Genomic DNA, 18,081 nt, shown 5'->3' on the forward strand with positions numbered 1-18,081 from the left:
CGAGGGGCGGCACCTCGCGAGCGTTTCACCTTCGTGTGGCACAATGGTGTGGCGCTGTGCGCATCAGGTGAGTTGACAGAGCGGCCGAATGTGACGGTCTTGAAAACCGTTGAGTCCTCACGGGCTCCGTGGGTTCAAATCCCACACTCACCGCCGGACACCCCGGCAGTTCCTAGAACTGCCGGGGTTTTCTGTTGGGGTCGGCGGTGCGGGCGATTTCGGCGTAGGGAAACACCCGTTAGCCGGATTCTGCGGCTTAGCCGCAAGGAAACACCCGTTAGCCGGGATCTGCGCTTTAGCCACCACTGCTATCGGGAGTTTTTGTTGCTAAAGCGTGGCTGGGTGTAGGGGGAGGCGCCGGCCCGGTTTTTCCTGTTTCGGACGGTCGGGAAACGGCCAAGGAACAGTGAGATTCCTTTGACTCGCAGTCTGTTGAACGACGGCGGCTGCTGTGGAAACGTGAATGACAGCCCCGAAGATTCGCTTCTTCGACTTCCCCGGCACCGGCCTGCAGACCGCTGCAGACGACGCGAGCAGGGGCTGAAAATGAAGCAATCCACAACAGGAGCGAAAGTCCGTGAAGACGCTTACCCGTATTTCTACGACCACCGCAATCGCCGCCGGAATCGCCGCCGTCGGAGTCCTGGCTTCAGGCCCTGCCATGGCAACTGAAGGCACCAAGCCGGCAGTCTCCGCCCAGGCGCAGGAAGCTGCACAGCAGCAGCTGAACCCGCAGCAGATCGAAAACGTCAAGACGATCATCCAGGTCGGCAAGGACAACAACATTCCCCGCCAGGGAATCAAGATCGCACTCATGACCGCTCAGCAGGAATCGACCCTGCTCAACCTCGACCACGGTGACCGTGACTCGCTGGGCCTGTTTCAGCAGCGTCCCTCTGCCGGATGGGGAAGCCCTGAACAGATCCAGGACCCCGTCTTCGCCGCCAAGTCGTTCTACGGAGTGAACCCGGAAGTGTCGCCCAACGGCCTGCTTCAGATTCAGGGCTGGGAGAACATGGCACCCGGTGACGCCGCACAGGCAGTCCAGGTTTCCGCGTTCCCCGATGCCTACGCGAAATGGGACGGCATGGCAGAAGACCTCCTCAACCAGTACTACTGATAGACCCAGCACCGCCGCTTGATTCGGGCCGGTGGGCACACGCGACGAAGCGCGCTGGCCCACCGGTCCGAACTCATTCTTGGCACAATGAGAGCCATGAGCGAGGCAGCTGAAATCATCGAAGGCACGTGGGCGATACGGGTTCCCACGCCCTTCGGCGGGCACACCAACGCCTACCTGCTGGCCGAAGACACCGGCTTCAGCCTGATCGACACCGGTTGGGGGAGCCGTGAGGGTCTTGACGCTCTCATGGAGGGCATCGCGCAGGCCGGCTTCACCCCCGATGACCTCAATGGCGCAGCTGTGACCCACCACCACTACGGCCACGCGGGCCTGTTGCAGGCGCTCAACCAGCCGAACATCTGGTGCGGCGTCCACGGCCACGAACTCAAGACACTCAAAGACATTCGTGACGGCAAAGCGCCTACGGCAGGCTTCGAAGTCGCCGTACCGCGTGTGCCCGCCGGCACGGTGCTCCTGGCTGATGGCGCTCGCCTCCCATTGTCCGGCCGCACCGTGCGGGCCGTGTGGACTCCCGGGCACACGTTCGGGCACACGGTGTTCGTCGAAGACCACCCCGCCGGCACCCTCCTGTACTCCGGTGACCACGTGCCGCCGGAAGAAATCTCGCCCGCAGGCCGCCTGGGCTTGGACGTCAGCTATCTGTCCCGCGCTGTCAATGCCTACACCGAATCCCTCACAAAACTGGAAAATCTGCCGGCCGACACCCTCGTTCTGCCGGGCGAAGGTCAACCATTCCGTGGTCTGCACCAGCGGATCCAGCAGATCAATCGGGCTCGCGCCGAACGCACGGCAGCGGTCGCACTTGAAGCAGAAGGCGCTCAACAAAACCAACCGCCCGAATCCTTCGCCCGCTTCGCCGCACTCATGGACACGGCGGCCCACATGTATGCGGCGGGAATCCCGGTGAGCGAACTGCCGAGCTGGCACAACCGATAGGCTTCGCATACAGCAGATTCTCCAGCAGCGAGGAGTCCACATGCCGGTTCCGCACGAAGTCCGCTCCGAATCGATCGTGGTCAGCGGCACAACACCGCAGATGCGCGGAATGGCCCGCGCCACGCAGACCGCGCAGCGGATTCGCTCAGCGCACAGAAGCTACGCACACCTGTTCGAATCCCTCGGCATTGAGGACCGCGCGGTCAAGGCCGCAGCAAAAGACTCCCTCAGCGCGCTGCGCGACTGGGATCCCGAACAGCACCAGGAAATCACCGGCGTTGCCATGGGCGCGGGCCTCACTCCCGCTGATCTCATGGTCATCATCGCCCGCACGGAGATCCTGTCGCTTGCCGACCGTTCGGTCCTCCCCACCCAGCAGGAGGGACCGCGGGAGGTGGGCTCCACCTCGCCGGCTTCGGAATGTTCGACCATCACCTTTGCCGCGGACCCAGCGGATGCCGGTGCGCCGTGCGTCGGCGTGCAGACGTGGGACTGGTACCCGGAATTCGCGGACCTGTGGCACCTGCACTCGGTGTCCGCACTGCCGGGCGGCTACGGATACGCGGGCGTGGCCGAGTACGGCATGACCGGCAAGATTGGGGTCAATTCGGCTGGTCTGGGATGTTTCCTCAACATCCTGTTCGCTTCTGACGATGCGCCTGGTGGGGTTCCTGTTCACTCTGTTCTCGCGCGGATCTTGGGGACTGCAGGAAATGTCGACGAGGCGGTGCAGCTGATTGAAGAGGCGCCGCTGACGTCGAGCTCAGTCATCACGCTGGTCGACCCTGAGAGAACGGCCATGGTCGAAATCAGCGCGGGCAAGACACGTGTGCTGGACGGCCAGGGCTACGCGGTGCACACCAACCACTTCCTGGACGGCGACTTTGCACAGACGGGTCTTCTCAGCCCGCCGAATTCCAACACCTTTGAGCGGCTGGAGTTCCTGCAAGACGCCGTGGCTTCGGCCGGGGTACCGCAGTGTGCGGAAGACCTTGTGCCGATGCTGTGCTCCGACCCGGCGGTCGGCGGTGTTGCCAAACTGCCCAAGTCCGGCGGGGTTCTCGATTCGGCCACACTGGCCAGCATTCGCATTGACCCCGTACAGCGGCGGATTGCGGTCAGCCCCGGTGTTCCGCAGTACGTGAAAATCCGCACAGTTGTCATGCGTGCCTCCTGACTCGGCTGCGCTTCACAGCGGCTGTTGGCTGGAATTCTTTCCGCCGGTGCGGTGTTCTCTTAAGACCCTGTCGGCGTGTTCTCGGGCGTCAGCCGACTTCACTGAGCCGTTTCGGCAGCTGCTCATTTGACGGGTGCAGACGAGGCCCTCAGGCCCACGCGCCATACTTGACTTAACGTTTTCTGGGCGTCGGTGGAACGCTCAGTTGTTAACATCGCTGAATACGTTTATTACTGGCAAGTAACTTCACGATTGTTCGGAGCTCCTGAATGTCGTCATTCCTATATGAACTCGGTGCGGCAGCCTACCGTCGGCGGAAGACAACCGTTGCCGTGTGGTTCGCAATACTCGCCCTGCTGGGCGGGTTCGTCGCGCTGTTCGCAGATGACTTCTCCGACGAATTTGAGCTTCCCGGCGCGCAGTCCCAGGAAGCTCTTGACAATTTGGAGCTCACATTCCCGCAGGTCAGCGGCGGCCGGGGCCAGCTGACGATCGTCGCTCCCGATGGTGCTGACCTCAATGACGAGGAATACAAGAAGCCCATCGAGGAAGCGGCTGACAAGCTCGAAGACTACGACCACGTTGACGGGGCGATGAGTCCCTACGACGACATGATCGACGGTTCCATCAGCGATAAGGGCAATGCCGCGCTTCTCAACGTGCAGTACGACGACGCAGAGGCCAATCTGCCCGACTCGGTCAAAACAGACCTTGAAAAAGCAGCTGAAGAGCTGCAAGCCGAACTGCCCGAAGACACCGAAGTCGTTGCCGGCGGTGAGATCTTCAAGGTCACCGGCATTGAGATTTCGTGGGTTGAGGGCATCGGCGTTGTCATCGCCTTCGTCGTGCTGTTTGTGACCTTCGGGTCTTTCATCGCAGCCGGAATCCCGCTGGTCACCGCAATCGTCGGTGTGGCCATCGGTCTGCTGCTTGTGGTGCTGACAACCGCTTTCGCCACGGTGAACTCCACCGCACCAATGCTTGCGCTCATGCTGGGCTTGGCCGTCGGCATTGACTACGCGCTGTTCATCATTTCGCGTGCCCGCCAGATCAGCCGCGACGACGGCCTCGACGCTCACGAATCCGCGGCGCGGGCCACCGCGACCGCTGGTTCCGCTGTTGTGTTCGCCGGTATGACGGTCATCATCGCGCTTGTCGGCCTGTCGATTGCAGGCATCCCCTTCCTGTCGGTCATGGGCTTCGGCGCAGCTGCAACCGTCGCGGTCGCCGTGCTTGTGGCTTTGACGCTCGTTCCGGCGATCATGGGATTCTTCGGCGAAAAGATGATGCCGAAGAAGAAAAAGAAGGCCGCATCGGCAGAAACAGCCAAACCCGAAAAACCCAAGAAAGAACGCCCCGCAACGCGCATCTTCCGCACGTGGGAGCACATTGTCACGAAGGTGCCCGCCCTTACCGTCATCATCGTGGTTGTGGGCCTGGGCCTGTTCGCCATCCCCGCGTCCAAACTCCAGCTGGCGCTGCCGAACAACGGCGGCGAACCGGAAGGCACCCCGCCGCGGATTGCCTACGACCTCACCGAGGAGCACTTCGGCCCCGGTGCGAACGGCCCGCTGATCGTCACCGCGGACATCATCACCAGCGATGACCCGCTGCAGGACGTCGACGACATCAAGGCGGACCTCGAAAAGGTCGACGGCGTTAAGCAGATCGCCATGGCAACCCCGAACGAAAACGCCGACACCGCGATGATCCAGGTGATCCCGGAGTACGGTCCGGACGACCCGCGCACGGAAGAAGTCGTCGAAAAGATCCGCGACATGCACGACTACTTCAAAGACACGTACGGCTTTGAAACCGCGGTGACCGGTTCGACTGCAGTCGCCATCGACGTGTCGAGCCAGCTGGGCAAGGCTCTGCTGCCGTTCGGCATCTTCGTTGTGGGCCTGTCGATCGTTCTGCTCATGATGGTCTTCCGCTCCGTGGCGGTTCCGATCAAGGCGGCCCTGGGCTTCCTTCTTTCGGTCGTCACCGCCTTCGGCGTGGTGTCGCTCGTCTTCGTCCAGGGCCACGGTGCTGAAGCGATCGGCATCGAACAGGTCGGCCCGGTCATTTCGTTCCTGCCGATCATCCTCATGGGCATCCTGTTCGGCCTGGCTATGGACTACGAGGTGTTCCTCGTGTCCGGTATGCGCGAGGCCTACGCCCACGGGGCGTCTGCTCGCGACTCAATCGAGAAGGGCTTCCTGGCCTCAGCCGGAGTCGTCACGGCCGCGGCCCTCATCATGTTCGCCGTGTTCGCAGCCTTCGTGCCCGCCGGCGAACCGATCATCAAATCGATCGCTTTGGGCCTGGCGGTGGGCATCACCGTCGACGCCTTCCTCATCCGCATGACCCTCGGCCCAGCCGTTATGGCCATGTTGGGTGAAAAATCGTGGTGGCTGCCGAAGAAGCTCGATGCGATCCTGCCGCACTTCGACGTCGAGGGCGAAGGACTCGCCCACCTGGTTGAGCAGCGCGACTGGCCGCAGAAGGACTCGCCGTACCTGCTCTACGGGGAGAACATCGGCATCAACGGTCCACGCGATACGGGTCGCTCAGCTCGCGGTGATGTCGGCGATGCGGAAGGCAAGCTGGTCTCCGGGGTCAACATTGCCCTGAAACCAGGCGAGGTGTTTGCCGTCACCGGGCCGGGATCATCGGCACTTGTCACAGCTCTGTCGGGCCGCATGGCGGTCTCCGAGGGTGAACTCAAGATTCTCGACTGGGTCATGCCAGAACAGGGCGTGCACGCTCGGCGGGCGCTTCCGCTGATTGTCATGAGCCCGCGCGACGATTCGACAGCACCGTCGCACCGCTCGCTCTACCGCATGATCCAGAACCCGCCCAAGCTGGTCGTCGTCGACCACGCGGACCAGCCGCAGGATGCGCAGAGCGCGGCTCTGCTCAAGCGGCTCATCGACTCGGCACTCCAGCGCGGCTCTGCGGTTGTCCTCGGTCTTGTCACTGCGGACTCCGACTGGATGCTGCCGAAGAACTCCGAATACACACTTCTTGACCTCCATCGCAGCTCCGACCATTCGCCTTTGGCGGAAGCACATGCTGATGCGCACCAAGAGTCTGTCCACCTGACAGGGGAAACACACCATGTTTAAGTTTGAACGGGCCGCTGCCGGTCAGCGGGTGACATGGTGGACCATCATCGGTCTGCTTCTCATCCCACTGCTCGTAGCCGGCGGCTATGTGGTGACTGCCCACGGGGCAGAAGAGAAAGTCCACAGCATCCCGGGAGCCATCGTCAACAACGACGACGGCACCGAGATCGACGGCAAAACCGTGCCGTTGGGCCGTCAGCTGGCCGCAGCGCTCATCTCGCCGGACGACGAAGACCAGGACAACCTCGACTGGCAGCTGTCTGACGATGAGGACGCAGCCGAGGGGCTGCGCAACGGCAAGTACGCCACGGTTGTGACGATCCCGAAGAACTTCTCCGAGCGCGTCATGTCGATCTCCGAAGACGACGGCAAGAACGCCGAACACGCCACAATCGACATTCAGCAGTCCAAAGTGAAGCCCGTGCCGGACGTGATCATCGCCAAGGCGATCACGCAGGCAGCCACCCAGAGCTTCAACAAGGACTTCGCCAAGCAGTACCTTGACAACATCTACCTGGGCTTCAACGAAATCTCCGGACAGATGAAGGAAGCCGCCGACGGCGCCGGGAAACTCGACGACGGCGCCGGTGAACTGGTAGACGGAACCACGCAGCTCGACAGCGGTGTGCAGGAGCTCAACAAGGGTGCGCGCACCCTGTCGACCAAGGGCAAAGAGCTGCGCAGCGGAGCTGACCAGCTGGCCAGCGGTGCAAGCGAACTTTCCTCCGGCCTCAACACCATGAAGGACCAGACGAAGTCACTTCCCTCGCAGACGAAGAAACTGTACGAGGGCGCCGACCAGCTGCACGGCGGCATCGTCGAGTACACCGGTGAGATCGACAAGGTCGTTACTGCACTCGACGACTTCGACGCTGACAAACTCAAAAAGGCAGTTGACGCTGCCGACAAGCTCGACACCTCCATGAACACCATCGCCACCGGTGTGGAAGACATGCAGAAGGACGTCGACAAGCAGCTCGCTGCAGCCAAGAAGCTTATGAACTCCGACGGCACCTCGAAGGCCACGAGCCTCGATGATCTCCAGGCCGTGGGTCTGATGTCGGCGACGGAAGTCGCGCGAGTCCGTGCAACGCTGTGCCCCGAACCGGGCTCGAAGATCAGCCAGCAGAGCGCCCAAAAGTTCCAGAAAGACCTGCAGAAGGCACTTGCCGATGCGGGAGTCGACCCTGAAATCCAGAAGACGCTCACTGATCCAGAGTTCCAGAAGGCACTCGGAAGTGCGGTGTCGCAGACAGCCTGCAGCGCGGCCGAAAGGGCGTTCGCAGTGGGACTGTCCACCGCCTCGGTGGGTGTGCTCCAGAAGGTCAGCGACGGCCTGCACACGAAGGGCGATTCCGGTCTCACCCTGCCGCAGGGGCTGCGGAAGCTGGCAGATGGAACGAGTGAACTCAACTCCGGCATCCATGACAACCTCGGTGACATCGAGAAGAACGTCAACGGCCTCAAGGAGGGGCAGCAGAAGGTTCTCAAGGCCGGCAAGCAGCTGCGTGACGGATCGAGCCAACTGGCCGGCGGAACCAAGAAGCTCCACAAGGGCACCGGCAAGCTGACCGCGGGAATCGGTCAGGCGGCTGACGGTTCGAACGAACTGGCCGCCGGCGCTTCGAAGTACCGCGCAGGCGTCGGCAAGTACACCGACGGGGTTGATCAGCTGGCCGCCGGCACCAAGAAGCTGTCGGACAACACCCCGCAGCTGGTCGACGGCACGAAGAAGCTCAAGGACGGAACAGGCGAGTTCTACGACAAGCTCGAAGAGGGCAAGGACGAAGTCCCGACCTACGACGAATCGCACCGTTCACAGCTGTCGGACGTCGTGGCAGCATCTGTGCCGGGTGAATCGGCGAAGTTGAGTTCCCTGGCCCAGAACAGCGTCATCGGCGTGCTGTTCGCGCTGCTGCTGTGGATCGGCTCGCTGCTGACCTACACGGTGCTGCGCGCAGTACCGGCCTCAGCCGTAACGTCGGGCAACCCATCGTGGAAGGTGGGGCTGAAATCGCTGGCCCCGGGTCTGGCGATCGCGGTCATCCACGCCTTCGTCATGACGGTCCTGTTCCAGTTCATCTGGGGCCTGGGCTTCGGAACGTTCGCCGGTATGTTCCTCCTGGCGCTGCTGGCGGGAATTACGTTCACCGTCATCAACTTCGCCCTCGTGGCACTGATGGGAGGGTTCGGCCGGATCCTGTCGGCGGCGATGATGGTCGGCGTTCTGTCGGTCAACCTCATCAGCACGGCACCAACAGGGCTCGTGTCGCTCATGAGCATGCTGCCGCTGGCCCCAGCGGTGAACGGCTTCACCGCTTTGGCTTCCGGCACGCCGGGTGCCGGTGCGGCGGTCGGCCAGCTGATTGTGTGGCTCGTTGTGAGCGCAGCTGCGGCCTTGGCGGCAATCGCCAGCAAGCGCACCGTCACGGTGCCGCGCAGGCCCGCGTACCGGTACGTGTGATCAGCTGACAACAGAGGACGAGGCGGAAGCTCAGGTGAGCTTCCGCCTCGTCTTTTGTTCTGGGCTGGTCAGGTGAGGTCGTCGATGATGGCCTGGGCGATCGTGTTGGCATCGATGAGGCTCTGGGCCTTTGCATCGGGGTTAGCGGCGATTGCCAGGCCCAGCTGTACGGCGGAGAGCTGAATGGAGAACGCGAAGCGGCGCGGATGAACCGTGCCGTCAGCGGTGACGGTGCGGTACGCGGGACCGTCAACGTCCAGCCCCGTCAGGGGCATGTCAACGCCCGCCGGGGTGGTGATGACGGCCGGCCGCACTTGGCCGCGGTCCAGCATTGAGTTCATGAGCTCGTCATCGGCAAAGCGGACGTTGTTGCCGGGTGTCGAAGCATCCACCAGGGCGGTTGCTCGGATCGCCCTGTCCACGGTGGGACTGGTGGCCACGAAATGGCCGCGCCCAGGACCGCTGACGGTTTTGATCTGCACGTCAGGGCCGATGAAATCAACAAGACCAGCCTCAGTCAGCGCAATGAGCTCGGCAAAGCGCTGCGGCGGCGGGCCGTCGCAGATGCCGGACACAAAGCCCTCAAACCACCCGCGAACCTCCGATGTGAAGCTCACCGGATCCAGCAGACCGTCGACTACGACAGTCTTCAGCAGGTTCCGCGCAGCCCACAGGGCGGCGAAAACAGCCTTGCCGGGAGATCCCTCAGGGCCGGCCTGTGCCGCAGCGAGGTCGCGACGAAGGAACTGCAGCATCCATTCGCGCAGATCAGTATCAGGGTCGGCGAATTCGACGTCTTCCATGGGGCGCAGCAGCCGGTGCAGATCAAGTGCAAAGCTGGGGTCTGCAAGCACCCGCCGTTCGACAGAAATCCAGTTGGGGGAGGCCTGTGTCAGATGACCGGCAGGGGAAGCGCCAGCAGGCCGCTGACGGCTGTCAGGCGTGTGCTGGCTGCGGTGCGGGCCGACGATTGGTGTAGCCGACGGTGCTGTTGCAGCGGACGCCGCTGCGGATGCGGCCTTGCCGCCTTTTTCACTGCGGCCCGCGCGCACGCCGATGTGTTCGGTGACAGCGTGGGTCAGCGCGTCGTGCATGTGAAGCGGATCGGCGCTGAAAGCCTCGGGGTGAACACGGTAGAGCGTGCGATACCAGGCTGAGCGGATGTCTGCGAGGATCAGCGGCCACAGGTGGTCGTTGAAGCTCAGCTTCTGGCCCTCAGCCGCTTGCGCTTGAACCAGAGCCTGAATGTTCTCCGGAGTGAAATAGCGCAGCTCCCATTCAGAAAGCGGGTGCGCCTCGGTGATCGGTTTGCACCGGTAGGGGACGCCTCGGCGCGAAGACGGCACGAGGATCGGCTCGAGCCCGCTGGGGTGGTACTTGAGGGTGCCGTCCTCGTTCTGTGTGAACGAGCCGCCGCGGCCGGTGGTAAGCAGATCCTGCAGGTCGAAATAGTTCAGGCCGAACCCCCGGAAGATCACCGGCTCGCCAGGCTTGAGGTGGTTGAGGGGCGTTTCGGCCGGCAGGCACGGCGGCAGGTACTCAACACCCGGTTCTCGGCTGAGCTCAGCGTAGGAGCGGCGCTCACCCGTCAGACGGGCCTCAATGTGGCCCAAGCACAGCACGGTGAAGTCAACCGTCAGGCGGTTGCCATCGGACAGGCGCAGAACCTGCTGGCCGTCCGTGCCGTCCGGTTCGGCGATGTCCGTGACGCGCGCCTGATGCTCTATGACGTCCGCGGTCTGTGTCTCTTCCGCCCGCGCGACGATCCGCTGGTAGGAATCGCGCAGATACCGGCCGTACTCAACACGGCTGGGGAAATACGAGCCCGGATTGCGCGGATCAGACGACCACTCGGCCATCGACGGCCCCTGGTCTGGATTCGGCACACCGCACGATTCATCCGCAAACACCGTCTGCTCGGCAGCCGTTGTGTTCATCAACAGCGACGGACTCTGATCCGTCCGCCAGACCCGGCCCGCGCCCGGCGGGAACGGATCGATCACATGAATGCGCAGCCCGGGCGGCACCTCGTCAGTCCCAGCAGATGACAGCGCAACCAGGCGCTCCAGAACAGTCAGGCCCCGCGGGCCCATGCCGATGATCGCAACATCAGCCATCGGCATCGGTCCCAGCGTTTGCACCTCCGCGCAGCTTGTCGTTGTGCGGGTAGCCCGGCCAGGGATCGCCCGGCTTGTAACCGTGCGGGTAGCACTTGCCGTCATCGTCCTCCATGCCGATGCCGGGTTCTGTGGTCTCGGCTTCCTGCTGCGGTTCCTCTGATGGCGAGGCGGAGTCTTCGGGCGTGGATGCGCTGGACTTGCCGGGCTTCTTCTTGCCGTCGTCCGAGGTGGTGTTCTTCTTCACCCATTTGCGCAGGTCGTCATAGTCCGGGTGGAGGGTGTTGACGACATCGTTGGTGATCTGGGCAGATTTCACTTCGGTGCCGCGCATGACCATGGCGAGGTCGGCGAATGCGCTGAGGTCCGACAGCGGGATGTCGGTGCGGATGTTGTCAGATGCACTCGCAGCCAGCTGGGGGTACTTGATCGCCATTTCCTGCGGGCTGAGCTGGTCAAGAGCGGCCTTGAGGAAACGCTGCTGACGGCACATGCGGTCGTAGTTGTCCGCCCCGTCACGGCTGCGGGTGTACCAGAGCGCTTTCTTGCCTTCGAGGCGCTGCGGGCCCGGGTCGATCCAGTCGAAGATCTGGTTTTTCCCACCGGTGTTCTGGTTGGTGCCGCCGCCCATCGGGATGGGGCGCTCAACATCGAGTTCAACTCCGCCCATCGTGGTGATGAGGTCGGTGAAGCCCTTCATGTTGACGGCAGTCCAGTAGTCGAGCTTCAGTCCCAGGGAGGCCTCGACCGCCTGGATGGTGGCGAACATGCCCGGTTCGAGGCCGTGGGGGTCGCCGACGGATTCCGGCGAGTTTTCAGCCCAGTCCCACACCGCGTTGATGAGGTCCTCCGTGGGATCGCCGGTGGGGCGGAAACCGTTGGGGAAGGTTTCGGCGAGCTTCGAGTCTTCGGGGAATTCAGGGAAGGCCAGGTTGCGTGGGACTGAAATCAGGGTTGTCTGCCCATTGCGCGTGTCGATGCTGGCTACAAGCATGGTGTCAGGGCGGACACCCTCACGGGTGTCGGAACTGTCCTGGCCGATGAGGAAGACGTTGATGCGCTCTTGGTCAGCCCAGAGGTCTTCGCGTTTGAGCACCTTGGCGCCGTTTTCGCCGAATACCTTCGACAGGGTGGTGGCGGTGACATTGGCGTATGCGGCTCCGACACTCAGCGGAATGCCGACGATCGCAATGAGGCTGGCCACAAGCACCCAGCTGAGCACCTTCTGTGCCTTCGGCAGGCGGAAGCCGCGCTTGGACACTGCGAAGGACCGCAGAATCACAAGGACCCAGATGACGAGTCCTATAAGGAGGACAACCGATGCGAAGCGCAGGATCTTCGGGCTGGACACCACGCGGCTGGCAAAGGCCGTCGGACCGTAGATGAGTGCCGTGATGACGATGGCCGCGATGCCCAGGATGAAGCCGCACAGCAGAATCCATCCGGCGATCGATCTGCGGTTGCGGCGGAGGATTGCCAGACCCGGCAGCATTGTTCCCAGCGTCGTCCACGTGACGATCGACGGGAAGCCTTCACCGCTGCGTTCACCGTGACGCGGCTGGGCGTCGTCGTTTTGGTCAAAGTCGCGGTGCGCGGTTCGAGGCGGGGCCGCGGTCGAGGTGCCTGCTGCTGGGGTTCCCGAGGCGGCTGCGGCGGGGGTGGTGCCGGCTGTCGGAGTGGCGGCTGCAGGCACTGTGGCCGCGGCGGGAGCGGTTGCCGCGGTGGCCGCTGCTGAACGGGCGGGTTCTGCTTTCTGCGATTTCGCAGGCGAGGCGGTGGGCGCGTCAGCCGGTGCGGTTTCTTCTGCTTGTGCTGCGCGCTGCTGCTCTTCGCGTTCGCGCTGCTCGCGAAGTTCACGGCGTGACGGAAGGGGGTCGCTCAGATTGCGCGTGTTGTGGTGTTCGGAGGCCGGTGTGGGGCGGACAGTTTCCGCAGCCGGTTCTTCGCTCTGGGATCCGGTGGGTTTGTCGCCGCGGAAGTTGGGGCGAGAGGATGCGCGAAGAACCCTGCGCGAAGGGAGATTGTCCCAGCGTCCATGCTGGGTGGTGCCCGCACCGTCCGGCTTGTCTGTGCCGCCAGCGGAGCCAGAGTCGCCTGGGGTGTCGTGAGAATCGGTCACCGTGTCGTCTCCTCTATTCATCAGCCGTGCCGCTCACAGAAGCGGCGCGGTGAGTATATGTTCCTCGGCTGAACAGCAAGTGTACCGAGCCGACCGCCCACACAGGTCACATGCGACGCTCAGGCGAGCTCCACCTCGGCGGCGGTGCTTAAAGGAGGGGCGCTTTTGCTCCCGCGGCGCTTGGACTGTAACCTGTATCTGCCTGGAGTTGTGGCTGAGCGGTCGAAAGCATCACCCTGCTAAGGTGAAGTCCTCGCGTTTGGGGACCGAGGGTTCAAATCCCTCCAACTCCGCCAAGCAGTGAAAGGCCCCCGAGAACCTCGAGTTCTCGGGGGTCTTTTCCATTGTGGGCGGGGTCTTCGGACTCTGCTGTGTGCCGTTCCTCTTCGTTCTGTACGACCTCTATAGGACAGGTGAGACGATTGCCCCATGGCTGACGAACAGACCTTTGAGTCCATCCCCGCGCACATTCGCCGCGCCATGACGCCCGAACAGGCCGCCGTCATCCGGCATCAGCTTGCGCGCGTGCCTCTTGCACCCGAGGGCGCGGGCGACGATCCCGTCGCTGCAATGCGCGCTGACTACAACGACGAACGCGCATTCTGGAACGAAGGCGGCCCGCAGATGGTCCGCACCGACAACTTGACGCTGCCGCTGGCCGGGACGTCTGTTCCAGTGCGGATTCATCGTCCCGCAGACGCTGAAACACTGCCGGCGATCATCTTCATTCACGGCGGCGGCTTCAGCGTGGGCAACCTTGACACCCACGACCGGATTCAGCGCGTACTGGCGGCTGAATCCGGGGCGGCGGTCATTGCAGTGGACTACTCGCTGACCCCAGAAGCAGTGTTCCCGCAGGCGCTGCACGAAGTTGCCGGTGCCGCCGCCTACTTCGCGGCACGCGGCGGTGAACACGGTATCGATCCCAGGCGTCTTGCCTTCGCCGGGGACTCCGCCGGTGCGATCCTGTCGCTGACAGCCACTTTGCTTCTGCGCGATGAACCCGGCACTGCGGCCGAAGCGGCAGGCCTCAGCGACGACGCGAGTGTCGGGGACCCCGCAGGGGACAGCGCTTTCGAATCGATTCGCTCACTCCTGCTGTACTACGGCACCTACGGGCTGAGGGACTCCGCCACCATGCGCCTGTACGGCGGCTGGTGGGACGGCCTGAGCCGAAACGATCTCGACGACATGCTCGAAGCCCACTACCGCGGCGCCCAGCACGAAGCCAGCCCCTACGTTGACCCGCTGACGGCCGACTACTCGAAACCCGTGCCGCCCATGTTCATCGTCGGGGCCGAACTCGACCCCCTGGCCGATGACTCGCGAGCCCTGGACAAGGTTCTGGGCACATTCGGCCGCGAAAGGGAGCTCCACTTAGAGGAAGGTGCACTGCATTCCTTCCTCCATTTCGGCAGGATGATGGAAGCTTCGCGCGATGTGCTGGCGTGGGGAGCCGAATATGCGGCCGCCCGCTTCGACGATGTCTGATCGGCCCCTCCCCAAAACACGAGGTGGAGCTGCAGAAATCTGCAGCTCCACCTCGTGCGTTAGGGGAAGGTGAGCAGGTCAGTAGCGGAAAGTGGCAACCGCCTCCGACGATTCCGGGAACTCGCCAACCGTGCGGACCGTGCCCTTGTTCGCGACAGTTGCGAGAATCGCCCGGCTGGCAGGCCCGTAGGCGTTCGTCGCGGCCAAACGCTGAATGTCACGCGGGGTGAACAGCGTGTCGACCCGGCCTTCGGCCGCGGCCTGCACAATCTCACCCAGGTCATAGGAGCCCTTGCCCGACGCAATGAGCGAACGAGCGTGCTCGACAACAGAGGCCTCGTCAGCCTGCATCTTGTCGTTGAGCACTTCCCAGGCCTTCGAGCGAAGCTGCTCCGGCTTTGTCTGCTCTGGGTTGCCAGGGATGACCACGTCCTGGATGTTCGGGTAGGGGCACAGGCTCTTGAACGGGCTCAGATACTCCTGCACTGAAGCCAGAACCAGCGGCTGTGAACGGGCAGTGCCCAGTTCAGCCGCAACACCTTCGCCCACACGGCGAAGGAAGTTCTCCCGCAGGTGATCCTCAGTGTCGCCACCGCCGCCAGTACCGTAGAAGCCCGTGCGCTCGCCGCCGGCGGACCGGTACTGGAGGTTATGCTCCGGAAGCTCCGTGACGGTGGCATCGAAGTTCTCTGGGATTGCGCCCAGAGGCAGCTGTTCGATGTGATTGCGGCTGGCATCGAACAGGCGGACCGAGTTCTTGGCCAACGCCAGAACGTAGACGCGGCCGGCCTGTTCGAGCATCGGCGCGAGCGGAACCACATTGAAGTGGTCATCAACCGTGCGCAGAGCCGGAACCTCAAGCGGAATGCGGAACACGCGGTAGAAGCCGTCGGCAGCGAAAACCGCCAGTCCGCGGCTCATGTGCAACCAGAAATCAGGATCATCGAGGGCCTTCTGGACGGGTTCAACAATCGCCGCAGCTTCGCTCGCGCTGAGACCCGCGCTTTCAAGGTCCGCCTTCGCGCCGCTGAGCTGATCGCGCATGAGACCGGCAGCAACCTTGTCCTGGCCGCCGGAGACCTTCGTGGGAATGTAGATGGAGACTTTGCCGCCCGCAGCCTGATCGCCGTTGATCAGAGCGTTGAAGTCGAGCTGGTCGATGGTGCCTTGAGGGTTGTCAGTCATTGAAGATTCCTCTCCGCAGTTGGGTGACACCGAAGTGTCATCTCTTCCCACCACGGTAGCGGCCGGTGCGCAGAGTGAAAAGGGGAATTTCACTACGAGGAAAGGGGTGGTCCACCAGGAGAAACAGAACGAGCGCCCGACCTCGGTTCTGGCTCGTGAACCTGAGGCCGGACGCTCGCCGGTCTGCTATGTCAGCCGATGCTTCCTATGCGGCTGGCATTAGGTGCGGGTGGCGCTGGGCGCGGCTTGGGTCAGGCGAGACCCAGGCGTTCGCGCAGCTTGTCGACTTCGCCGCGCAGCTCAGCCGGAACGTGGTCGCCCAGCTCGGTGTACCACTCTTCAATCGACTTGAGCTCTTCAGCCCATTCTTCAGGCTTGATGGCCAGGGCCTTCTGCAGCTGTTCCGGAGTGACGTCGAGTCCGTCAACGTCCAGGGCACCCTCGGCGGGAGCCTTGCCCAGCGGGGTGTCAACAGCGTCAGCGGTGCCGGCAACACGTTCGAACACCCACTTGAGAACACGCGAGTTCTCAGAGAATCCGGGCCACAGGAACGAATTGTCGTCGTCACGGCGGAACCAGTTGACGTAGAAGATCTTCGGCAGCTTGGCGCCTTCGGTCTGGCCGATGTTCAGCCAGTGCTGGAAGTAGTCGCCGACGTTGTAGCCGATGAACGGACGCATGGCCATGGGGTCGCGGCGGACAACGCCGACCTTGCCTTCAGCGGCGGCGGTCTGTTCGGAGGACAGGACCGAGCCCATGAACACACCGTGCTGCCAGTCGTGCGTTTCGGTCACCAGCGGCATCGTGGTCTTGCGACGACCGCCGAACAGGATTGCCGAAATCGGGACGCCGTTGGGGTCCTGCCATTCCGGAGCTGCGGTGGGCACGTTGGCAATCGGGGTGCAGAAGCGCGAGTTCGGGTGGGCTGCCGGGGTCGAGGACTCCGGAGTCCAGTCGTTGCCCTTCCAGTCGGTCAGGTGGGCCGGGGCTTCGTCGGTCTTGCCTTCCCACCACACGGTGTTGTCATCGGTGAGGGCAACGTTGGTGAAGATGTTGCCGCCAGCGTCGATTGCTGCCATTGCGGTCGGGTTGGTCGAGTAGCCGGTGCCGGGAGCAACGCCGAACAGGCCGTATTCGGGGTTGACCGCGTAGAGCTGACCGTCGTCGCCGAAGCGCATCCAGGCGATGTCATCGCCGAGGGTCTCAGCCTTCCAACCGGGGACGGTCGGCGTGATCATTGCGAGGTTCGTCTTACCGCAGGCCGACGGGAAAGCGGCCGCGATGTACTTGGATTCGCCTTCGGGGTTGGTCAGTTTGATGATGAGCATGTGCTCGGCCAGCCAGCCTTCGTCGCGGGCAATGGCCGAAGCAATGCGCAGCGAGTAGCACTTCTTGCCCAGCAGAGCGTTGCCGCCGTAGCCGGATCCGTAGGACCAGATGGAGCGGTCTTCTGGGAAGTGGGTGATGTACTTGGTCTCGCTGCACGGCCAAGCGACGTCTTCTTCGCCCGGTTCGAGCGGGGCACCCACCGAGTGCATGCATTCGACGAACTTGCCGTCGTTCTTGTCGATGGCCTCAAGGACTTCGTTTGAGACGCGGGCCATGATCTGCATGGACAGAACAACGTAGGGCGAGTCGGTGATCTCGATGCCGAACTGCGGGTGCTTGGCGTCAATGTGTCCCATTGCGAACGGGATGACGTACATGGTGCGACCGCGCATAGCGCCGGTGAACAGCTCGTTGAGCGTGGCGCGCATTTCCTGCGGGTCCATCCAGTTGTTCAGCGGGCCGGCGTCTTCTTCTTTTTCAGAGTTGATGAAGGTGCGCGATTCAACGCGTGCGACGTCGGCGGGGTCGGACTTCGCGTAGTACGAGTTAGCCGGTTCGGAAAGTTTGACGAGAGTGCCGGCTTCGACCAGCTGGTCGGTGATTGCCTGACGCTGTTCTTCGTCTCCGGTGATCCACTCGATGCGGTCCGGGGTGGTGAGCTCGGCAGCGCGCTTGACGAATTCGAGGATCTTCTCGTTCTTCGTGGGTGCGCCTGCGAGCAGGTCTTCGACTGAGCCACGGTCGATGACGGTCATGCTTAACTCCAAGCTTTCGGTGTTCTTGAGACAAGCCCACCGTAGGAACGCAGAATGTACGCTGGAGAGGAAAACGGGCCACTGAACATGTGTGTTGGCTCACAAGATGGTTCCGTGTGGCGTGATTCTGAAATTCTTGTGGCTGTTGCTTGCATAAGCATGACGTGTTTTTGCAAGAGCGGTTTTTATGGTTGTGGGCAGCCTCACGCTGCGTGCTTTTGGGTTTCCCGCAAACACTGTGTATAGTTGTT

10 protein-coding genes and 2 tRNA genes are annotated in these 18,081 nt (G+C 62.9%); 8 read left to right on the plus strand and 4 right to left on the minus strand.

Going from position 1 to position 18,081, the window contains the following annotated elements; translation table 11 throughout:
- Positions 1-66: 66 nt before the first annotated feature.
- The 6 genes from HMPREF3172_RS05495 to HMPREF3172_RS05520 all read left to right on the plus strand — a co-directional run bounded on the left by HMPREF3172_RS05495 (position 67) and on the right by HMPREF3172_RS05520 (position 8,834).
- Positions 67-153: transfer RNA gene (locus HMPREF3172_RS05495), tRNA-Ser, on the plus strand.
- Between the two features lie 424 nt (positions 154-577).
- Positions 578-1,120 carry a peptidoglycan-binding protein gene (locus HMPREF3172_RS05500; protein ID WP_070428853.1) on the plus strand — a complete coding sequence of 181 codons (543 nt, stop codon included), beginning with the start codon at positions 578-580 and terminating at the stop codon, positions 1,118-1,120.
- Between the two features lie 96 nt (positions 1,121-1,216).
- Positions 1,217-2,080, plus strand: a complete 864-nt coding sequence (locus HMPREF3172_RS05505; protein WP_070516051.1) for an MBL fold metallo-hydrolase — start codon at positions 1,217-1,219, stop codon at positions 2,078-2,080.
- Positions 2,081-2,120: 40 nt separating this feature from the next.
- Positions 2,121-3,257: a C45 family autoproteolytic acyltransferase/hydrolase gene (locus tag HMPREF3172_RS05510; protein ID WP_070516053.1), complete on the plus strand. Its 1,137-nt coding sequence runs from the start codon at positions 2,121-2,123 to the stop codon at positions 3,255-3,257.
- Positions 3,258-3,526: 269 nt separating this feature from the next.
- Positions 3,527-6,370 carry an MMPL family transporter gene (locus HMPREF3172_RS05515; RefSeq protein WP_070516055.1) on the plus strand — a complete coding sequence of 948 codons (2,844 nt, stop codon included), beginning with the start codon at positions 3,527-3,529 and terminating at the stop codon, positions 6,368-6,370.
- Positions 6,363-8,834, plus strand: a complete 2,472-nt coding sequence (locus HMPREF3172_RS05520; RefSeq protein ID WP_070516056.1) for a YhgE/Pip domain-containing protein — start codon at positions 6,363-6,365, stop codon at positions 8,832-8,834. The genes HMPREF3172_RS05515 and HMPREF3172_RS05520 overlap by 8 nt, the downstream gene beginning before the upstream one ends.
- A gap of 68 nt (positions 8,835-8,902) precedes the next feature.
- On the opposite strand, the gene HMPREF3172_RS05525 is transcribed toward HMPREF3172_RS05520, so the two are convergent.
- Both HMPREF3172_RS05525 and HMPREF3172_RS05530 read right to left on the minus strand, forming a co-directional pair.
- Positions 8,903-10,951 (minus strand): FAD/NAD(P)-binding protein, encoded by a 2,049-nt coding sequence (locus HMPREF3172_RS05525; RefSeq protein ID WP_083281438.1) that lies wholly within the window; start codon positions 10,949-10,951, stop codon positions 8,903-8,905.
- On the minus strand, positions 10,944-13,070 hold the full coding sequence (locus HMPREF3172_RS05530; protein ID WP_070516059.1) for an LCP family protein: 2,127 nt from the start codon (positions 13,068-13,070) through the stop codon (positions 10,944-10,946). The genes HMPREF3172_RS05525 and HMPREF3172_RS05530 overlap by 8 nt, the downstream gene beginning before the upstream one ends.
- 204 nt (positions 13,071-13,274) lie before the next feature.
- On the opposite strand from HMPREF3172_RS05530, the gene HMPREF3172_RS05535 reads away from it, so the two are divergent.
- Together HMPREF3172_RS05535 and HMPREF3172_RS05540 are read left to right on the plus strand one after the other, a co-directional pair.
- A tRNA-Ser gene (locus HMPREF3172_RS05535) sits at positions 13,275-13,366 on the plus strand.
- A gap of 133 nt (positions 13,367-13,499) precedes the next feature.
- Complete coding sequence (locus HMPREF3172_RS05540) at positions 13,500-14,561, plus strand: alpha/beta hydrolase fold domain-containing protein (RefSeq protein WP_070516061.1); 1,062 nt, start codon at positions 13,500-13,502, stop codon at positions 14,559-14,561.
- A 78-nt stretch (positions 14,562-14,639) separates the two neighbouring features.
- On the opposite strand, the gene HMPREF3172_RS05545 is transcribed toward HMPREF3172_RS05540, so the two are convergent.
- Positions 14,640-15,746, minus strand: coding sequence for a baeRF3 domain-containing protein (locus HMPREF3172_RS05545; RefSeq protein WP_070516062.1), 1,107 nt, complete (start codon positions 15,744-15,746; stop codon positions 14,640-14,642).
- 251 nt (positions 15,747-15,997) lie between these two features.
- On the minus strand, positions 15,998-17,830 hold the full coding sequence (locus HMPREF3172_RS05550; protein ID WP_070516064.1) for a phosphoenolpyruvate carboxykinase (GTP): 1,833 nt from the start codon (positions 17,828-17,830) through the stop codon (positions 15,998-16,000).
- Positions 17,831-18,081 lie beyond the last annotated feature (251 nt).

The sequence above is a fragment of the Brevibacterium sp. HMSC08F02 genome, from assembly GCF_001807555.1.
GTDB classification, from domain to species: domain Bacteria; phylum Actinomycetota; class Actinomycetes; order Actinomycetales; family Brevibacteriaceae; genus Brevibacterium; species Brevibacterium ravenspurgense.

Bases quoted from the DNA above. Each gene is read 5' to 3' on its own strand.
- HMPREF3172_RS05505 (WP_070516051.1), top strand. From the start codon at position 1,217: ATGAGCGAGGCAGCTGAAATCATCGAAGGCACGTGGGCGATACGGGTT.
- HMPREF3172_RS05510 (WP_070516053.1), top strand. From the start codon at position 2,121: ATGCCGGTTCCGCACGAAGTCCGCTCCGAATCGATCGTGGTCAGCGGC.
- HMPREF3172_RS05515 (WP_070516055.1), top strand. From the start codon at position 3,527: ATGTCGTCATTCCTATATGAACTCGGTGCGGCAGCCTACCGTCGGCGG.
- HMPREF3172_RS05520 (WP_070516056.1), top strand. From the start codon at position 6,363: ATGTTTAAGTTTGAACGGGCCGCTGCCGGTCAGCGGGTGACATGGTGG.
- HMPREF3172_RS05525 (WP_083281438.1), bottom strand. From the start codon at position 10,951: ATGGCTGATGTTGCGATCATCGGCATGGGCCCGCGGGGCCTGACTGTT.
- HMPREF3172_RS05540 (WP_070516061.1), top strand. From the start codon at position 13,500: ATGGCTGACGAACAGACCTTTGAGTCCATCCCCGCGCACATTCGCCGC.
- HMPREF3172_RS05545 (WP_070516062.1), bottom strand. From the start codon at position 15,746: ATGACTGACAACCCTCAAGGCACCATCGACCAGCTCGACTTCAACGCT.
- HMPREF3172_RS05550 (WP_070516064.1), bottom strand. From the start codon at position 17,830: ATGACCGTCATCGACCGTGGCTCAGTCGAAGACCTGCTCGCAGGCGCA.